Here is a 17,766-nt window from a genome sequence, read left to right on the forward strand (position 1 = left end):
GTGTTGACGAAGGATGGAATGATGACACGCACAGAGTGGCGCGCCGATCCGCTTGCCTGGGGTCAAGGCCCGCGCGTTTTCGAGGTTTTCCTTGAACCCACCTGCCCATTTTCGGTGAAGGCCTTCAACAAGCTGGATGCCTTGCTGGAGCAGGCGGGCGCCGCGAATATCACCGTCAAAATCCGCTTGCAGTCCCAGCCCTGGCATATGTTTTCGGGCGTCATTACCCGCTGCATTCTGGCGGCCTCCACGCTGCCCGGCGGCAAGGATTCCGCCAAAGCCGTGATGAAAGCCGTCGGCGATCATCGCATGGAGTTCGAGTTCGAGAATCATGCCGTTGGGCCCAATCTGGATGCGACACCCAATGACATCATCGCGCGTATCGAGCGCTATAGCGGGCTGAGCTTTATCGATGCCTTCGCGATCCCGGACCTGGACCGCGAAATTAAATGGCATTGCAAATATGCCCGCCAGAACGGCATCCATGTCTCCCCCACCTTCATGATCGACGGGCTGATTCAGCCGGGCTTAAGCAGCGGCGATGAGGTGTCGGCCTGGGTGAAGGCGCTGGTCGGGTAAGACGGTCGGGGTTTCATTGTAACGTCATCCCCGCGCAGGCGGGGATGACGAATCTACCAGATTAGCCGCGCTTTGCCTTGCTGAGAAAACCCGGTGCCATGGTGGCGAAGACGCCATCATGCCGCACCAGGGCATGAAACAGGGCGGCGGCCAGATGCAGCAAAATCAGCGCGAAAAAGACGAAAGCCAGGTAGTGATGCGCGTCCCATAGCAGCGCATGCAGCCTGTCATTCAGCGGCAGGATCGAGGGCAGATCAAAGCCCGCGAAGAGCACGACGGGATAGGATGCGGCGGAGAGCATCGCCCAGCCCAGCAGCGGCATGACGATCATCAGCGCGTAGAAGGCGAGATGCGAGAGATGGGCGGCGAGCTTCATCGGCTCGGGCAGGTCGGCGGGCAAAGCCGGCGCGCCATAGCGCAGGCGCAGCGCCACGCGAATCACCACCAGGATCAGAATCGCGATGCCGAGCGGCTTATGGATCTGCACCAGCGTCAGATAGGCGGGGGTGATGGTGGAGACCATGCCGACGCCGATGAACAGCATAGCCAGAATGCAGAGGGCCATCAGCCAATGCAGCAGGCGCTGCGGCGCGGTGAAGCGGGTGCGGGCGGCGCTCATGGCTTCGCTCCTGTCGTGCTGTGCGGATAATCGGCGGCTTCCGACGTGCGGCGGTCATAGGACACGGCATAGGCGGCCGAGCGCGCCGCCGGGAAAGGATCGTCCGACGTCGCCATGCCGGCCGGCAGCACGGTCGGGTCGAAATTGAGGTCGCGGCAAGGGCCGTCCGCCTCCGGCTCCACCTTCTGCACCACCAGTTGGCCCACCGTCACCACGCGGCGATCTGCCGGCCAGGCCTTGGTCGGGTCCGATGTCGGGTCACCGGGATTGGCGACCGTCACCGCCAAAGTCCAGGTTTGCGGCGCCTTGGCGACCCGATCCGCGATCTCGGTTTCCAGATAGTCCGGGCCGCGCTTCGCAAGATCGGCCGGGGTGATGGAGACCGGCGGGGCGGCGGGGATGAAGGACCAGCGCACCGCGCTGCTCTGCCCGGCCGCATTGGTGAAGATGAAACTATCCAGGCTGTTGAAGCGGTCTTCCGCATAGCTGTCGGTCCAGGGCGCGGTCGTTGCCCAGTGAACGAAGGTGAGGAATTCCGGATGGCCGCCGATGAAGGCCTTCATCGCATTCGGGTCTTTAGACCCTGACGCCTGCAACAGGGCGTAGAAGCCCTGCGGGGTCGATACCGCGAAGATGGGCGCGGTGATCATCGCCGTGCGCCAGACCTGCCCGCCGGGGCCGGCAATCTGTAGCCCCAAGCCCCGCACGCGCACGCTGCCGTCCGCCGCATCCGCCATCGGGGTCGCCAGATTGAAGCGGCCGATGACAGGGTAGGTGCCGGTCGCGAAAACGGCGGCGGAGGAAATGGCGGTGCCGCTGCCATTGGCCTGGAATTCACCGGTGAAGCAGATGCCCTTGGCATGATTGCGCCGATGGCCCAGTGCGGGCCCGCCCGGCGGCGCCAGCGCGTCTACCACTTTCACCGGCGTCAGCCGGTTGGGCGACAGCCAGCCCGCCGTATAGGCAAAGGCAGCCGCGCCGGCAGCCACCACGGCACCGATCAGGATGAGCGACCCGATGGGGGAGCGTGGAGAATGGGTATTCGGTTCCGGCATGCGATCCTCGTTTGTTCAGCCAGGCCCGAAGGCGTGCCAGCAGCCTTTACGGATCAGATGTCTGAGAGGTTACGCTGTGTCGGGGGCCGTTGCGCAATAGTATTGTGTGGTCGCCGCTCAGCTTCGGGTGAAAGCGGTCGCGGGCAATCCGTAGCGGGCCGCGACATCGGCATCCCGCAGCGCCCGGTGGCGGCGCGCTGTGTCGGTCACGGTCGCCGTCAGCGTCTGGTCATCCAGGGGCCAGGGCAGGCTGGCAAAGCTGTTGCCGCTGGCCGGCAAGGTCGCGTCCGATAGACGCAGCAGCGGTGGCGCGAAGGCGAAGCCCAGGGCCGCACGGAACACCGGCAGGCCGGGAAAGGCGTGAACGGCAAAGCGATTTTTCTTCATTGTCTCAGCGATTTTGTCCGCAAGCGTCAGCTTCCAGGCAGGTGCGTCAGGTGGCGGCGGGGCCAGCGCGATGGCATCCAGATAGCGGGCCAGTGCCTGCGCGCGTCCCTTGCTGAAGCGCCAGACTGGATGATCGGACCAGCCCGGCTGGTCCGCCAGACCCATCGGATGGGCGTCAAGCGGCAAGCCTGCTTTGGCGAGCGCGGCCGCGAGCCTTGGCGTCAATTGCGGCCAGGCGTTCAGCCAGGTCAGTTCGATATGGTCGATGCCGTCCGCTGTCGCGGCGGTCGGGATGATCAGCCCATCAGGATCGCCCAGAATGTCGTCCATGCCGGTAATGAAAGCGCGCACCGGATCGGTCGTATTCAGCGCCAGAAACCCGACGAGCGGAAACAGCAGTTGCGTTGCCCAGGATGCGCGCTTCTCGTTGTGTTGCGGTGATGCGGCGCCGAGCTTGGCGATAGCGGGGGAATGCAGCGCGGCGATCTGAATATGCAGATAGGGTTTCGGATAGCTGTCCAGCTTGGCGCCGGCGCGCAGCGCATATTCATAGGCCAGGTAATCATACGGGCCGGGCGCGGTGTCGTTTTCATCGAGTATGGTTCTGGGGTCACGGATATGAATGTCCCAGAACCGAGCCAGGCATTCGACAATATCCCGCACGCTATAAGGCATGTCGCCGGCGCGCTGGCCCCAGGCCGTGCGCAGCGGGCCCAGCGGCGGCGCTTTGCCATCGGCCTCGAAGGCCAGCACGCGCTGCCATTCCTCCGCCACCATGCGTTGTAGCCAGGCTGACCCGGCGAGTTGAAAAATGTGCAGGCATTCATGCATCAGAATGCGCGGCACGGCCGCACCGAAATCCGCGTGATTGGGCGCTAGAAAGAATCGTTGCAGACCGTCGGCATGCCGCAGCGCCGGCGGGCAGGGGGCGTTCAGGGTGGCAAGGCCGGTGAACCAGTCGAAGCCGCTGCCGGCGCTCATGCTTTGCTGGGGGACAGGATCGGTTTCAAAATATCGGCCAGGGCGTCGTCCTCGATCTTGCCGGCGTCGATCGCCTGTGTGCTGCCGTCCGGCTTGATGAGAAGGATATAGCCCTCCGGCACATCGGCCAGACGCGAAACGGTGGGGGGATTGGTGCGCGCATCCACCAGCGTGCCCTTGCCGTCCTTCACCAGGAAATGCGTGAGAATGCGATTGGCGAGATACACGACGCTGACGACCACGATGATCGAAATCGGGTCGATGAAATGGGCCTCGACGGCATCCGGGTCAGGCGCAAGCGGCGTGGTGTCGCCAAGCTGATACTGCGCCCCTGCGGCTTTCTGTTCCTCGGCCAAAGCTTCGGCTGGCAGGTCGAGCTGAATGGTGACGGCTTCGTCCAAGGCGCGGCTCCTTTTTGAAAGCCGCACGACCCTAGAGGTGTTTTTTAAAAAGAGGAAAAACTATTTGATACACTCAGCGATTTTGAAAAGGCTATATGACAGCGGCGTGCCGAAACATAAGGCGTTGCCCCCGGACTTGTTCCGGGGGCCTATCCGCTATCATGACGGGACGGCGTTTGAGCGCCGCAACGGGTAGGCCCGCAGCATGAAGCCGTGGGCGACGATTTTTCTGTGCAGCGGCCTGCCCCTTACAGCACGCGGCCCGGCGACAGCAGACCCTTCGGGTCCAGCAACTGCTTCAGCCCGCGCATAAGCGAGAGTTCGATCTCCGGCGTAATATCCAGAAAGGCGTGGCGCTTGGTGCGGCCGATGCCATGTTCCGCGCTGATGGACCCCTGGAAGCGGGCGGTGAGATCGAACAGCATCGTCTCGCATTCCTCATAGCGATGCGCGGTGACGGGCTCGGTCAGATGCGGTTGCGGCAGCACGTTGTAATGCACATTGCCGTCGCCGACATGGCCGTAGGTGATGGGCCGCAAATCCGGGAAATGCTTGGCCATTTCGGCATCCGCCGCCGCGATGAAATCCGCGAGCTTGACCTGCGGGACTGAGACATCGGTGCGCAGATGCACAGGTGCGACGCGATATTGCGCATCGACCAGATCTTCGCGAATGCGCCAAAAGGCCGCGCGCTGGCCTTCGCTTTCGGCGAGCGCCCCATCCAGCACCAGCCCATCCTCCATCGCGCGTTCCAGAAAGCTTTCCAGGCGCGGCCGCAAATCCAGCCCGCCGCTGACGGAGGTTTGCAGCAGCACGTAGCATTCGGCCGGGGTTGATAGCGGATCGCGGTTTTCGGGGAAGGTGCCGATGGTCAGGTCCATGGCGCCCCGCGTGATCAGCTCATAGGCGCCGAGTAGATCGCAGAGGTCACGCCGTGCGCGGCCGAACAGCGTCAGCGCGGCTTCCGCCGAGGGCAGGCCCAGAAAGGCGGTTTCCAATTGCGTCGGGCGCGGAAACAGTTTCAGCGAGGCGGCGGTAACGATGCCGAGCGTGCCTTCCGCGCCGATGAACAGCTGCTTCAGGTCGTAGCCGGTATTGTCCTTGCGCAGCAGGCCGAGACCGTCCCAGATACGGCCATCCGGCAGCACCACTTCCAGACCCAATACCAGGTCGCGCATCATGCCCCAGCGCAGGACATTGACGCCGCCGGCATTGGTGGAGACATTGCCGCCGATCTGGCAGCTGCCGCGCGCGCCCAGCGACAGCGGGAAGAAGCAATCGGCCTCCAGCGCGGCATCGCTGACGCTTTGCAGAATGCAGCCAGCCTCCACCACCATGGTGAAGCCGACAGCATCCAGGCTGCGGATGCGGTTCAGCCGTTCCAGGCTGAGCACGATCTCATCGCCCGCCTGGCTGGGTGGGGCCGCTTCGACCAGACCGGTATTGCCGCCCATGGGCACGACAGGCTGCCCGCGCTCATGGCACAGCCGCATGACGGCGGCGACTTCCGCCGTATCGGCCGGCCGCACCACGGCCAGCGCACGGCCGGTCCACCAGCCTTTCCAGTCGGTCTCGTAGCGGGAGAGGCTGTCCGCCGCCGTCAGCACATGGGCATCGCCCACAATGGCGGCGAGTTCTTCTTGGATCGGCATATCCCCTCCGGCGGGTCTTGAGCGGGCAGCCTGCCAGCCTCCGCGCAGGCCAGCAACCTCAGCGCAGGGCGACTGCCCCGCCCTCGGCCGCCAGCGCCGCCTGCAACAGCGGCTTGCCGTCGGCCGCCAGCCAGGCATCCATCGTCAGCATGCCGGGAAAGTCCCGCCGCAAGGCTGCGATATCAGCGTTCCCGGCCAGCCGGCCGTCATCCACCAGCGCGGCCAGACGCGCCAGAAAAGCATTCTGCTCCAGCAGACTGTCCGCAAAGCGGTGATAGGTGATAGGGCGCCCGGCGGCATGGCTGAGCTTGGCCGCAATCTCTGTCCCCGTCACCGTGTCGCCGGCAATCTCCAGGGTTTGGCCCGCATATGTCTCGGGATCGGCAAAAATGCCGGCGACGATGCGGCCGATATCCGCGACGGCGATGCATTGAATCGGCTGATCCGGCCGCATCAGGAAATGGAACTGTCCCTGATTCAAACCCATGCCCGGCAGCATCAGGATTTCCATGAAACCGCTGGGCCGGATGATGGTATGGCGCAAAGGCAGGCTGCGGATATAGGCCTCGATCTCGGCCTTGCTATCGAAATGCCCCATGCCGGTCTTTTCGGCACCCGCCGCATTGACCGAGGTATAGACCAGATGCCGCACGCCGTTGGCCATAGCGCTATCGGCAATCGTTTTGCCCCAGCGGATTTCATCCGCGTCCGTCACGCCGTGGGCCGCACCTTGGCCGGAACTGGGCTGCACGCTGAACACGCCATAAACGCCCGCCATCGCGGCCATCATGGCCGCCGTATCGTCCATATCGCCCTGCACCAGCATAACGCCTTGGTCGCGCAGCGCTTCGGCCTTGTCGCTGGTTGTGTCGCGCACCAGAGCCCGCACCAACCAGCCGGCTGCGCGCAGGGCCTGGGCCACCGCACCACCCTGCTGCCCGGTCGCACCGAAAACCAGCACCGTCCTATCCGTCGCCATCCGAAAGTTCCTATCAGTAACCATTGATGGTTACCGATCTATACTGCTAGGCATTGCGCACAAGACGGCACAGATCTGTGCGCCGGTTACAAGGAGAGAACCTTTGGCGGGAATGATGGATCGCCCGATCAGCGAATGGCCGCATGTGGTGACCGAGCGCGGCATCGAACTGGTGCCTTGCGCGCCGCATGACGTGCTGACCCATCTGGGCGACAAATGGACCATTCTCGTCATTTCGCTGATGGCGCTGGCACCGGGAAACCGTCTGCGCTTTTCGCAAATCAAGAACGGCATTCACGGGATTTCGCAACGCATGCTGACGCTGACGCTGCGCCATCTGGAGCGCAATGGCCTCGTCACGCGGCATTACTTCCCGGAAGTGCCGCCGCGCGTCGAATATGAGCTGAGCGATTTGGGTCGCGGCATGCTGCCGCCGCTGGACGTCTTTTCCAGCTGGATCAGGGAGAACTGGCCGGCGATCGAACAAGCGCGCAAGGCGTTTGACGAAAAGACGCCGGCCAGGGAGTGATGATCAGGCCGCGATGTTACGCGCGCCTGCCAGACGGTCCCGCAGACGCGCCACCACCGGCCCGGTCACATGCAGCGGCGCGTAGCCGGCCGCTTCCAGGAAGAGAGTGACGTCGCGCTTTTCTGAGCCCCAGGCCGGATGCAGGGCCACCGCACCGCCGGCATTGGCGAAGGACGCACGGTCGCCGGTATCCAGATAGCTTTCCACCGGCAGGCCTTCCGCCAGCACCACTTCATGACGGGTCAACTCGACATGGAAATAGGTGACGGCCGCGACCGGCTCCTGCGTGATGCTGCTGCCATTGATGAGGTGCTTCACCGGGATCAGCACGCCTTCCGCGAAAATCGCGTGATCCGGGGACAGGTACAGGTCGCGCAAAGGCAGGCCAGGACCGAAGGCGCCGGCCGCGACCCGCACCGGCCAGACGGCTTCCGGCTGTGGGTGACGGGCGCAGTCCACGCTGCGATGACCGATCCACTGCACGGTTTCCGCCCGCCCATCGGCGGTCAGCACGCTATCGCCGATCGTCAGGCTCTCGACCGCGACCGTGCCGGCCGGTGTCGCCAGATGCGTGCCGGCGGCGAAGCAGGGGGCGATGACCACACTATTGTCAGCAACCCCGTTGCCACCGGCCTGCACCGTAAGAACGAGTTCATCGCTGGCTCCGGTCACCTGCTCGTAAGTGCCGTTGTTGTCGATTCCATCGTACATCGTCAACGTATAGGTACCCGCGCCGAAGTCGTAGAGCGGGGTCAACCAATTGCCGTCATCGTCGGACGTGGTGGCAATGGTCACGTCTTGGCTCATGGAGGCGTTGTGCACGATGATGACCGCATCATCATAGGCATTGGTCTTGTCCGTATAGGTGCCGAGATTGGTGATGCTGCCGTAGCTGATCAGCGTGCCCGTGGCGGGCAAGTTTTCCTCCACTGCCGCCGACCCGGTCCAGCCGTAGCCGGTGATGGTTTCGGTGGTAATGGTGCCTTTAACGAGAACGTTGATGGTTTCCTGCACCGTGACGTCATCGGTATCATAGCCGGCCCAGCCGAGTTGCAGCGCGCCGTTCTCGGCCGTGACCGTGCTGGCCACGGTCGGTGTCGTCGAATAGGTGCCGGGACTGATGACGGCACCCGGTAGCGCCGACAGCGTGCCGCTATTGTTGGTCACGACTACCGGCGCGGAGGGCAGGACGGGCGAGTAACCACCGCTGGCAGAGAGATTGGACAAGGATCCGGTATTGGTCACGACCACATCGGGATTGTAGGACACCGTGCTGCCGGTCGCGAAATTGACCGTCAGGGTCGAGGCATATTCCGACGAAGTCGTGTAAACCGGGCCTGAGACAGTTGCCAGTCCATCCACCGCCTGGGCTGAGGTCTGGCCGGAATAAGCGGGATTGACGAAGACACCGGATACCGTCGTTCCGTTGGCAACGGTGGCGCCATTGAGGATGGCACCGGCCGTTACCGTGGCCGTGGTGGTATAGAGATTGTAGGTCTTGGGGTCGCTGGTATTGGCGCCCACGACGACCTGATACCAGGAGACGCCGGAATCCGCTGTCGGCAGAGTAACGACAAGCGCGCCGGTATTCGTGTCAATCGGTTGGTTGTTTCCGTCGAGAATGGGCTCAATAGTCCAGGTGCCGGCGTTATCGATGACAGTCCAGTCATGCCATAGTCCGATATCGGTGAACGTGTGACCATTGACCGTGTAGCTGCCGGATCCGTCGATTGTGACCGTATTCCAGACCGGCGTGTCGTTGGTGTCCGAGGCCAGAAAGCGAATTTCGATCGCACTGCTGGGGTCGAGCGAAACGCCGGCATTGGCGCCGACGGCAGAGTAGAAACTGAAGGTCAGATTGGCGCCGGAATTATTGCTTTCCGGAACAGCATAGCCGCTGTTGGACGGCGCGATATAATCGTAGATCGTCGGCGTCGTATAACCCGTCGGCTGCTCGTTTTCGCCGTAAACGGTGAGGTCAAGCGTCGTAGCGGTCGTGCCGTTATCGGGCACGGTCAGCAGCGGACCACCCGCCGCGTATTGGCTCATCAGAGCATCTGAATAGGGCGAGCCGTAGGAATTCGAATCCTCGTAAAAGGCTTCGGCATAAGGATCGAAGCTATAGCCTGTGCCGGAACTGACGACCGTGTCCGTCTCGTTGCGAAATGCGTAGTTTGGATCCCAGTTATTATTGCTGTCCAGGCTGATCAGGCCGGCGCTGCCCGTGAGCTGCGTGTTCGGCGATACACCATCCTGCCCGTAATAACCGGCGGTGAAACCCGTCAGGAACTGGGCGAGAATGGCACCCCATTGCGTATTGTCGCCGACATTGACGGTCGCCAGCACGGTGTCGTCGGTGCTGGTTCCAGAGTAAATCGTGACCGAGCCAACCTGAGAAAAGATATTCTCTTCGATATCGTAGGGTGTGAGCAGGATGGAGCCCTGGATCTGGCTCGGGCTCGTACCACCGTCGCTGACCTCCGGCGTAAGCCAGAAATCACCGTCAATATATTTCAGGACATAGGCATAATAGCCGGCATTGTGCCACACGCCGGACGCGTCGGGTGCGCCCAGGAACTGACCGGTGATGGTGATGGAGGGCGCGATCGATTCCAGTGCCGTGACATAGGTATCCCAACCGTTCTGCGGATAGGGCTGCGTCGTGGAGGCCGCTGTTCCGGGCAAATTGACATCGGTCGGCGACGTCACGGACCGGAGCGCACCACTCAGGCCGCCGGTCGTGAAGGTCTGTTTGACATCGGTGCTGCCGGCATTGGCATTGGTGACGATCGTGCTGGCGAGCGTCGTTGCCGGCACCTTGTAGCTGACCGAATTTGTCGTCCCATCGACCGCCAGCGACATCGGCAGGGAGAAGCCATTGACGGAGGTGAGGTTGGCGGCATCGGTCGAGGTGCCGTCCAGCGTCATCTCGATACTGTCATAGGAAAAATCGTAGGTCGATGCATTCGTGCTGTTGATGAAGGCCTGGTTTTGCAGTGCCTGATCCAGCGTGGTCGTGCCATCGGTAACCACGGTCGAACCGCTTTCGAAGACAAGATAGAGCTTGCCGCCGTCCAGCGTGTCTCCGTTGCTGACAAGCGCGATATCGGCCGCGAGGCTACCGTCTGCGCCGGCGCTTGCGCCGCTGCCGATCTCGCCGTCACTCACCAGAGTGGTCTCAGATACGAAACCTGTCGGGTTGGCTGCGGTGGGGTTTTCGAACAGGACGGCATAGGCGTAAACGTCCTGCCCGGACGTGCCGCCAACACTTTTCAAGACGCCTTCGTCCAGAAACGCCTGTGTCAGGCTAAGGTCAAGATTCACACCACTCGACGTCGTCATAGCCAGACCCCTTCCTCGCAACGGCGCCCAGGCCACAGAGTCCTGTCGTCGCCATGCCGTTCATATTGCGATCAAAAAATAGTTATCTGACCAATATGAGTCAATCATGAGCCCGATGCGGCCAGGTGAAACCGACCCGTTTTTCACGGTGCGCAAGAAAACCAAAAAGTTTTTATAGTAAAGGCTTTATTGAGTTTTTGTTAAAACGGCTGTAGCAAGCGCTCGATATAGTCGAGCGCGGCGGGCGACAGGCTGCGGTCGCCGGCTTTGCTGCGAAGTTCCTGTAGGATAGCGCGCAGGCGTGCCTGCTGCAGTCCTTCCGGCAGATGCACATCCGCTCCGAAACTGGCACCCTGGCCATTCGCCAGCGGACGGCCGAGTGGATCGGTCATGCCATTGCCGCTGTTGAAACCGTCCAGCGGCATGTCGCCGCCCTGGCCGGGGGCATTGCCGCTGCCCATTTGGAAGCCGCCGCTTTGGCCGGGCTGGGAGGAGAGCTGCCGGCCCAGCGCATTGGCCGCCGTCTGCAAAGCCTGCAATGCCTGGCTCTGGGCTTGCCCGGCCGGCGCATCCTGGCCTTGGCCCAGTTGCTGCGCGGCTTGGCCCATGGATTGTCCGGCCGCCGTCATGCCGGGGCCGACGCGCCCGGCCATGGCTTTCGCCGCGCGCTGCAAGGCCGCCTGCGCCGCCGCATCCTTCTGCTCGGCCGCCGGGTCGCTGCTACCTGACTGCGCGCGGCTGGTGGAGCGGTCAAGCAGCTGCGCCTGGGCCTTCATCATCTGCTGCAAGGCACCCAGGTCTTTCTCGGCCTGGGCGCGCGCCGCCATCTGCTTCGGGTCCGGCTGCGCGATACGCGCCTGCGCCAATTGCTGCAGGCTCTGCTGCAACTGCGCCATGGCCTGCCGCATGGCATTGACGTCGCCGGATTTGGCGGCCTGCTGCATCGCCTGCAACTGGCGCGCAAGCTGGCCGAGATCGAAGGGCTTGCCGGCGCTGCCGGCCTGAACCTGCCCGCCCTGGCGCTGCGCCATCTGCATCAGCGTCGACAGGTGTTGTAAAATGGCGGATTGCATCTGCTGCATCAGCTTCGTCAGTTCGGCGGATGACGCGCCATTGCCTTGCAACGCTTTTTGCAAAGCGGCCTCCGCCTGCGCCAGAGACTGCGCGGTATCCGCAGCGTCGCCCTGTTCGAAATGCAGCGCCACCTGCCACAGCGCATCGATGATGTCGCCGGGAACCGCTGCTTGTCGCGCGCGCAGCAACTGCCAGCCGGTGCCGAACAAGGGCAAAGTGGCACTGGCGGATTTTCCGGCGGCGCTGGCCTCGGCGGCGGTTTCCAGAATTTCCTGCACAATCGCCACGCGCTGATTGCGATCGTGCAGATCGGGCAGCTGGACCAAAGATTTCCGAATCGCAATCACGCGCCGCGCATAGGCGTCCATGAAGGTGCGCTCCGGCAGCGTGACGGTCTCCACGGGTGAACGGCCGATCTGCCCGGCCGCATCCTCGGCATCCAATTGCATGGCGACCGGAAGCCCGGCCCAAGGATTGGCGGAAAGGTCCGTCACCTGGATGCCGCCCACCTTGGTCGCGGCGCCGTCCGGCATGGCGAGCGTCACGGACAAAGCGGGCGTATTCGGGTGACTGGTCAAATGCGCCGTCATATGAGCCGAGACGACGCCGTAATCGTCCACCGCCCGCCAGGGCAGGCGCAGACTGTAGCCGTCGCTGCTATCCGGGCCCGGCAGGCCGGCGAAGGCGATGATGGGCGGCGCATCCGGCTGGATCATGATCTGCCAGCGGGCGAGGGTGTCGCCGCGCCCGCGCAGCACGAACAGCCCGCTCTGGTCCAGAGTCCCGTCCATCTGGAAACTATCGCTGTCCAGGGGATGGAAGGTCGCAGCCAGACCGTCCAGCTTGGGGGCGCGCGTGACGCCTGACACGGTGACGGTCAGGCGAGACCCTTTCGGCACTGTCAGCGTCGCATCATGCGCCGGCAGCAGAACCGGAGGGCGGCCGGTATAGGGTGGCGGCGTCACCCAGGCGGTGACGGAAGGCGGCGCGGCTGGTGCGCCCAGCAGCAGCGTGGGATTGAAGGTAAGGGCGGCGGTCAGGCGCGGCCCGGCCATCGGGCCGGACAGCCAAAGGCACAGCACGGTCGCGACGATGATGCCGCCGCGAAAGGCAAGGCGGCCCGGTGTCGTTCGCCAGGGCCAGGGCAGGCCGACTCGCAGCCGGCGCGTGGAGGCCAGAACCCGCGCCCGATGCGCCCGCCACAGCAGATAGCTGTCCGCGTCCGTCTGGGCCGGACTGTCCAGCAATGCCGCGATCGGATCATGCTTGAGGCCGGAGGCGCGCGTCAGCCGGGCTTGCGCGGCGGCGTTATCCGGCCAGCGGATGCGGGCGATACCGATGCCCAGCGCGACCAAGGCCGCCAGACCATCCACCGCCAGCAGAAGGGAATTGGCAGCCACGCCCAACCGCTGCGGCAGGCCCAGCAGCGCCGCGCAAAGATAGACGGCCAGAAGGCCGAGCGGCGGCCAGATCACCGGCCAGACCGCCTCGAAAACCAGAACAGCGCGGGCTGCCCGCGCCCAGCGGGTCAGCCGTCGCGGCAGATGGGTCGCGCGGTTCAGCCTGTCTCGCCTGCCGTTTCGGTCAGCCATGCCGGCACTGTCTCACGCGACCAGAGTTCCGTCACCTGCTGTCTTGGCGTGACGGTCGTCCAGCGGTCGCCGTCCACCAGCGCCGCCGCCGCCAAGGGGCGGGCGTTATAGGTGGAGCTCATGACCGCGCCATAGGCGCCGGCATCCAGGATCGCGACCAGCGCATCGGGTCCGAGCGCGGGCAGCAGCCGGTCTTTGGCGAAAGTATCGCCCGTCTCGCAGACCGGCCCCACGACATCGACCGGCATGTCCGGCGTTCCGAAATCGGCCGCCGCGACCGGCACGATCCCGTGCCAGGCGTCATACATGGCCGGCCGCACGAGGTCGTTCATCGCCGCGTCCAGCACCAGGAAGGCGCGGTTGCCGGTCTTCTTGGCGATGATGACGGAAGAGAGCAGCAACCCGGCCGGCCCCACCAGCCAGCGGCCCGGCTCCATCATCAGCTTCAGCCCGAGGCTGCCAAGATGCTTGGCCATGACGCCCGCATAGTCGTCGAGCGCGATGCCGCTGCCGTCCTCGTAGGAAATGCCGATGCCGCCGCCGCAATCGAGCCGCGTGACCGTATGGCCCGCCGCCCGCAGACGGCCGATCATCTCCGCCATGCGGGCGAAAGCGGTATCGAAAGGTTCCACCGAGACGATCTGGCTGCCGATATGCATGGCGAGCCCGACCGGATTCAGACCGGGCAGGCTGCCGGCATAGGCATAGACGCTTTCCACCTCGGCCCAGGCGATGCCGAATTTGTTCTCGGCCAGACCCGTGGTGATCTTGGCATGGGTCTTGGCGTCCACATCCGGGTTGACGCGCAGCACGAGATCGACCCGTCGGCCGGCAGCTTCGGCCACGGCCGAGAGCATGGCGAGTTCCTCGCGGCTTTCGACATTGACCTGCCCAATCCCCTCGCCAACGGCGAGCTGAAGGTCGCGAAAAGATTTGCCGACGCCGGAATAGACGATGTGGCTGGCCGGAATGCCGGCATGGCGCGCGCGGGCCAATTCGCCGCCCGACACCACATCGGCGCCCGCACCGGCAGCCGCCATGATGGCGAGGATGGCCAGATGGTCATTCGCCTTCACGGCGTAATGAAAGTCCGTCGCGCCCAGGCCGGCCTTGGCCAAAGCCGCGCGCAAGGCGGCCAGGCGGGTGCGTATGGTCTCGGCGCCATAGACCCAGCAGGGCGAGCCGAGTTCGGCCGCGATGACGGCGAGCGGCACGCCTTCCAGCATCAGCCCGTGGTCGGCGTTCATAGTCAGATGCGGCCGCGCGGCGATCAGCGCGGCGGCATCAGGCTCGGCACCCGGCAGGGGGCCGGAAAAATCGGCCATCCTACTGCGCCGGATAGGGCAGGCGCGGGTAGATGACGGCCGAATCCGGTCCGGGCGGCGCATTCGGCCCGACCTTGCCGCAGGCGGCCAGACCGATCAGCACGCCGGCGAGTATCAGAAAGCGGATCATGCGGCGTCTTCCTGGTCCAGAATGCCCTGCCAGCGCGCGGCTTCACGCGCGACATTGGCCGGGGCTGTGCCACCATGGCTGGTGCGGGACGCGACCGAGGCCGCGACGGTCAGCACGTTATAGACATCTTCGGTGATGCCGGGCTCCACCGATTGCATGGCGGCAAGGTCGAGTTCGCCGAGGTCGATATCCCGGCTCTCGGCCAGCGCCACCAGCCGGCCGGTGACGTGATGCGCCTGACGGAAGGGCAGTTTCAGGGTTCGCACCAGCCAGTCAGCCAGATCCGTCGCGGTCGCGAAGCTCTGGCCGGCGGCGGCGGCCATGCGGGACAGTTCCGGCATCAGGTCGCGCACCATGCCTTCGGTCGCCGCGAGGGACAAAGCGAGCGCGTCGGCCGCCTCGAAGACCGGCTCCTTGTCCTCCTGCATGTCCTTGCAATAGGCCAGCGGCAGGCCCTTCATCACGCTCAGCAGGGCGACCATGGACCCGGTAATGCGCCCCGTTTTGGCGCGCACCAGTTCGGCCGCATCCGGATTGCGCTTCTGCGGCATGATGGAACTGCCGGTGGTGAAGGCGTCCGACAGGCGGATGAAGCGGAAGGGGCCGCTGCACCAGATCACGATCTCCTCCGCCAGACGCGACAGGTGCATGGCGCAGATCGCGGCGGTGGAGAGGAATTCCAGCGCGAAATCGCGGTCGGAGACCGAATCGAGGGAATTGGCGGTCGGCCGGTCGAAGCCCAAAGCGGTGGCCGTCGCATGACGGTCGATGGGGAAGGAGGTGCCGGCGAGCGCCGCCGCGCCCAGCGGGCTCTCGTTCAGGCGCTTCCGGCAATCGGCCAGACGGCCACGGTCGCGCGCCAGCATCTCGACATAGGCCATCAGGTGATGGCCGAAGGTCACCGGCTGCGCCGTCTGCAGATGGGTGAAGCCCGGCATGGGGTCTGCCGCGTGTTCGGCCGCGCGCAGCACCATAGCGCGCATCACGCCGGTCATCTGGGCATGAAGCCCGTCGATCGCATCCCGCACCCAGAGCTTGAAATCGGTCGCAACCTGGTCATTGCGGCTGCGGCCGGTATGCAGCCGGCGGCCGGCATCGCCGATGCGGTCCGTCAGCCGCGCCTCAATATTCATATGGATATCTTCCAGCGCGATATCGAAGGGGAAGTCCCCGGCTTCGATCTCGGCCGCGATCTTGGTCAGCCCGGCGGCAATGGACTGCTCATCCTCGGGCGTCAGCACGCCGGCCTGCACCAGCATCGCGGCATGGGCGCGCGAGCCACGGATGTCCTGCTGCCACATGCGTTTGTCGAAGCCGATGGAGGCGTTGATATCGCTCATGATCTGCGCCGGGCCGGCAGCGAAGCGGCCACCCCATTGCGCATTGGCGCCGGAGGGGCTTGTCTCGCCCGGCTGGGATGCGGTGGCCGAATGCGGCTGGCTGGTATCGGTCAAGGAGCTATCCTAATGAGCAACAAGGTTTCGCGCCGCCACGCGCTGATCACGGGGGCGGTTTTGGCCGCCGGTATGATGGGCCGCCGGGCGGAGGCGCAATCCCTCGGCAGCCTGGATGCGCTCACCCGCCTGCCGCCTGACGCGACCCTGCCGACGATCCAGTTCTTCACACCGGAGAACCAGACGCTGACGCTCGCTCATTACCGTGGCAAGGGCGTGGTACTCAACCTCTGGGCCACATGGTGCGGCCCCTGCGTCGCGGAATTGCCGACGCTGGACCGTCTGGCCGGCATTCTGGCCCATGAGGATATCGTGGTTCTGCCGGTCTCATCCGATGCCGGCGGCGCCGCGCCGGTGCGCAGCTTCTATGACAGCCACGGCATCAACAGCCTGCCTGTCCTGCTCGATCCCGGCGGGGCGATCCTGCAATCCTGGCACGTGCCGGGCATTCCGCTGACCGTCATCTTCGACCGCAACGGCCACCCGCGCGCCAAGCTTCTGGGCGCGACGGACTGGAGCACGCCGCAGGCCGTCGCCGCCGTCAAATCCCTGGTCGGTCCCGATCTGATGACGGGACCGACAGTCAAGATTTAAGCGGGCTTGGCTGGCCTGGGAGCCTGTCAGAATTTCATTGAAACAATGTCATCCGCGCGCAGGCGGGTATCTTCTTCCGAGGCGGCCAAGCAAGAAGATCCCGGGTCAAGCCCGGGATGACGCTTTGACCCTGTTTCTCGCTCAGCTCCGGTAGTCGGGCTGTTCGCGGTCCATCTTGCGCTGGAAAGCCTGCCAGACCAGCCAGCCGTGATCCGGGCCACGGTTGAACTGCTTCTTGGTGCGCTGCTGCGTTTCCGCCGAGGGAATGGCCAGCGGCGCGCCGGTCGATTGCGCGGCCACCTGAATGCGGCAGGCCTGCTCGAAATAATACATGAAGTAGAAGGCTTCCGCGATGGTGCGGCCGACCGTCAGCAGGCCGTGATTGCGCAGCAGCAGGCAGGGCTTGTCGCCCAGGTCGCGCACCAGACGCTCGCGCTCGCTGAGATTGTCGTCATCGGCCACGCCTTCATATTCATGAAGGGCCACTTCATCGATGAATTCCATGCTGATCTGGTTCAGCGGCAGCAGACCGCCCTGCTGGGCGGCCACCGTCATGCCCGCCAGGGTATGGGTATGCATGACGCAATGGGCGTCATGGCGCTTCATATGAATGGCGGAGTGGATGACGAAGCCGGCGGGATTGACCGGAAAGCTGGTCGCCTGCGCGGGCAGGCCGTCGGCATCGACCTTGACCAGGGAACTGGCGGTGATCTCGTCGAACATTAGGCCGTAGGGATTCACCAGAAAGAAATTGCCCGGACCCGGCACGCGCACGGACAGATGGGTATAGACCGTGTCGGTCATGCCCAGATGGGCGATCAACCGATAGGCGCAGGCCAGATCCTGGCGCACCTGCTCCTCGGTCTCTTCGATATGCGCGGAAGGCGCTTCGGGGATTTGAAAAATCGGACTGTCCATGGCGCTGGTCTCCTTTCTGCCTAGTCTATCATCATCTGTCGGCGTCTCCACCCATGCAGCGCGTAAATTGCTTCATAAATTAGCGTTCTGCCCGTAAAGGTGATGTTTCGCTGATCGATGGCCGGTGCCGCAGACGGGCCGCTCCCTCGCCGCTC

General features: G+C 64.2%; 15 protein-coding genes. 3 read left to right on the plus strand and 12 right to left on the minus strand.

Features of this window, described 5'->3' with window-relative positions:
* The first annotated feature begins 21 nt into the window (after positions 1 to 21).
* Positions 22 to 579, plus strand: a complete 558-nt coding sequence (locus ASILVAE211_RS03525; RefSeq protein ID WP_227319889.1) for a DsbA family protein — start codon at positions 22 to 24, stop codon at positions 577 to 579.
* A 61-nt stretch (positions 580 to 640) separates the two neighbouring features.
* Here ASILVAE211_RS03525 and ASILVAE211_RS03530 read toward each other — a convergent pair whose 3' ends face one another.
* From ASILVAE211_RS03530 to ASILVAE211_RS03555, 6 genes are all read right to left on the minus strand, one after another.
* A complete protein-coding gene (locus ASILVAE211_RS03530; protein ID WP_227319890.1) occupies positions 641 to 1,198 on the minus strand; it encodes a cytochrome b in 558 nt (185 codons plus the stop codon).
* Positions 1,195 to 2,253: a catalase family peroxidase gene (locus tag ASILVAE211_RS03535; protein ID WP_227319891.1), complete on the minus strand. Its 1,059-nt coding sequence runs from the start codon at positions 2,251 to 2,253 to the stop codon at positions 1,195 to 1,197. The genes ASILVAE211_RS03530 and ASILVAE211_RS03535 overlap by 4 nt, the downstream gene beginning before the upstream one ends.
* A 117-nt stretch (positions 2,254 to 2,370) precedes the next feature.
* Positions 2,371 to 3,621, minus strand: coding sequence for a hypothetical protein (locus ASILVAE211_RS03540; RefSeq protein ID WP_227319892.1), 1,251 nt, complete (start codon positions 3,619 to 3,621; stop codon positions 2,371 to 2,373).
* The gene (locus ASILVAE211_RS03545; RefSeq protein WP_227319893.1) at positions 3,618 to 4,022 is read right to left on the minus strand and encodes a hypothetical protein; all 405 of its coding nucleotides are present in this window, start codon (positions 4,020 to 4,022) and stop codon (positions 3,618 to 3,620) included. Before ASILVAE211_RS03545 ends, ASILVAE211_RS03540 begins: the two co-directional genes overlap by 4 nt.
* 248 nt (positions 4,023 to 4,270) lie before the next feature.
* The gene (locus ASILVAE211_RS03550; RefSeq protein ID WP_227319894.1) at positions 4,271 to 5,674 is read right to left on the minus strand and encodes an FAD-binding oxidoreductase; all 1,404 of its coding nucleotides are present in this window, start codon (positions 5,672 to 5,674) and stop codon (positions 4,271 to 4,273) included.
* 58 nt (positions 5,675 to 5,732) lie between these two features.
* Entirely contained in the window at positions 5,733 to 6,653 is a 921-nt protein-coding gene (locus tag ASILVAE211_RS03555) for an NmrA/HSCARG family protein (protein ID WP_227319895.1), read from the minus strand.
* Positions 6,654 to 6,765: 112 nt separating this feature from the next.
* On the opposite strand from ASILVAE211_RS03555, the gene ASILVAE211_RS03560 reads away from it, so the two are divergent.
* Positions 6,766 to 7,182: a winged helix-turn-helix transcriptional regulator gene (locus tag ASILVAE211_RS03560; protein WP_227320125.1), complete on the plus strand. Its 417-nt coding sequence runs from the start codon at positions 6,766 to 6,768 to the stop codon at positions 7,180 to 7,182.
* 3 nt (positions 7,183 to 7,185) lie between these two features.
* Here the strand turns inward: ASILVAE211_RS03560 and ASILVAE211_RS03565 are convergent, their stop codons facing one another.
* The 5 genes from ASILVAE211_RS03565 to argH all read right to left on the minus strand — a co-directional run bounded on the left by ASILVAE211_RS03565 (position 7,186) and on the right by argH (position 16,099).
* Complete coding sequence (locus ASILVAE211_RS03565) at positions 7,186 to 10,524, minus strand: Hint domain-containing protein (protein WP_227319896.1); 3,339 nt, start codon at positions 10,522 to 10,524, stop codon at positions 7,186 to 7,188.
* Positions 10,525 to 10,724: 200 nt separating this feature from the next.
* On the minus strand, positions 10,725 to 13,190 hold the full coding sequence (locus ASILVAE211_RS03570) for a DUF4175 domain-containing protein (protein ID WP_227319897.1): 2,466 nt from the start codon (positions 13,188 to 13,190) through the stop codon (positions 10,725 to 10,727).
* Positions 13,157 to 14,515 carry a diaminopimelate decarboxylase gene (gene lysA / locus ASILVAE211_RS03575; RefSeq protein WP_227319898.1) on the minus strand — a complete coding sequence of 453 codons (1,359 nt, stop codon included), beginning with the start codon at positions 14,513 to 14,515 and terminating at the stop codon, positions 13,157 to 13,159. Before lysA ends, ASILVAE211_RS03570 begins: the two co-directional genes overlap by 34 nt.
* Position 14,516: 1 nt before the next feature.
* A complete protein-coding gene (locus ASILVAE211_RS25935) occupies positions 14,517 to 14,645 on the minus strand; it encodes a hypothetical protein (RefSeq protein ID WP_264478644.1) in 129 nt (42 codons plus the stop codon).
* Positions 14,642 to 16,099: an argininosuccinate lyase gene (gene argH, locus ASILVAE211_RS03580; protein ID WP_227319899.1), complete on the minus strand. Its 1,458-nt coding sequence runs from the start codon at positions 16,097 to 16,099 to the stop codon at positions 14,642 to 14,644. The genes ASILVAE211_RS25935 and argH overlap by 4 nt, the downstream gene beginning before the upstream one ends.
* 12 nt (positions 16,100 to 16,111) lie before the next feature.
* Between argH and ASILVAE211_RS03585 the strand changes: the two genes are divergently transcribed.
* Positions 16,112 to 16,693: a TlpA disulfide reductase family protein gene (locus tag ASILVAE211_RS03585; protein WP_227319900.1), complete on the plus strand. Its 582-nt coding sequence runs from the start codon at positions 16,112 to 16,114 to the stop codon at positions 16,691 to 16,693.
* Positions 16,694 to 16,834: 141 nt separating this feature from the next.
* Here ASILVAE211_RS03585 and ASILVAE211_RS03590 read toward each other — a convergent pair whose 3' ends face one another.
* Positions 16,835 to 17,611 carry a class II aldolase/adducin family protein gene (locus ASILVAE211_RS03590; RefSeq protein WP_227319901.1) on the minus strand — a complete coding sequence of 259 codons (777 nt, stop codon included), beginning with the start codon at positions 17,609 to 17,611 and terminating at the stop codon, positions 16,835 to 16,837.
* Positions 17,612 to 17,766 lie beyond the last annotated feature (155 nt).

The organism is Acidisoma silvae (assembly GCF_020618775.1).
Taxonomy (GTDB): domain Bacteria; phylum Pseudomonadota; class Alphaproteobacteria; order Acetobacterales; family Acetobacteraceae; genus Acidisoma; species Acidisoma silvae.

What these genes read in the sequence shown, in the direction of transcription:
- ASILVAE211_RS03570 (WP_227319897.1), bottom strand. Translation starts at nt 13,190, where the DNA reads ATGGCTGACCGAAACGGCAGGCGAGACAGGCTGAACCGCGCGACCCAT.
- ASILVAE211_RS03555 (WP_227319895.1), bottom strand. Translation starts at nt 6,653, where the DNA reads ATGGCGACGGATAGGACGGTGCTGGTTTTCGGTGCGACCGGGCAGCAG.
- ASILVAE211_RS03535 (WP_227319891.1), bottom strand. Translation starts at nt 2,253, where the DNA reads ATGCCGGAACCGAATACCCATTCTCCACGCTCCCCCATCGGGTCGCTC.
- ASILVAE211_RS03560 (WP_227320125.1), top strand. Translation starts at nt 6,766, where the DNA reads ATGATGGATCGCCCGATCAGCGAATGGCCGCATGTGGTGACCGAGCGC.
- ASILVAE211_RS03525 (WP_227319889.1), top strand. Translation starts at nt 22, where the DNA reads ATGACACGCACAGAGTGGCGCGCCGATCCGCTTGCCTGGGGTCAAGGC.
- ASILVAE211_RS03550 (WP_227319894.1), bottom strand. Translation starts at nt 5,674, where the DNA reads ATGCCGATCCAAGAAGAACTCGCCGCCATTGTGGGCGATGCCCATGTG.
- ASILVAE211_RS03530 (WP_227319890.1), bottom strand. Translation starts at nt 1,198, where the DNA reads ATGAGCGCCGCCCGCACCCGCTTCACCGCGCCGCAGCGCCTGCTGCAT.
- ASILVAE211_RS03590 (WP_227319901.1), bottom strand. Translation starts at nt 17,611, where the DNA reads ATGGACAGTCCGATTTTTCAAATCCCCGAAGCGCCTTCCGCGCATATC.
- ASILVAE211_RS25935 (WP_264478644.1), bottom strand. Translation starts at nt 14,645, where the DNA reads ATGATCCGCTTTCTGATACTCGCCGGCGTGCTGATCGGTCTGGCCGCC.
- ASILVAE211_RS03585 (WP_227319900.1), top strand. Translation starts at nt 16,112, where the DNA reads ATGAGCAACAAGGTTTCGCGCCGCCACGCGCTGATCACGGGGGCGGTT.
- ASILVAE211_RS03565 (WP_227319896.1), bottom strand. Translation starts at nt 10,524, where the DNA reads ATGACGACGTCGAGTGGTGTGAATCTTGACCTTAGCCTGACACAGGCG.
- lysA (WP_227319898.1), bottom strand. Translation starts at nt 14,515, where the DNA reads ATGGCCGATTTTTCCGGCCCCCTGCCGGGTGCCGAGCCTGATGCCGCC.
- ASILVAE211_RS03540 (WP_227319892.1), bottom strand. Translation starts at nt 3,621, where the DNA reads ATGAGCGCCGGCAGCGGCTTCGACTGGTTCACCGGCCTTGCCACCCTG.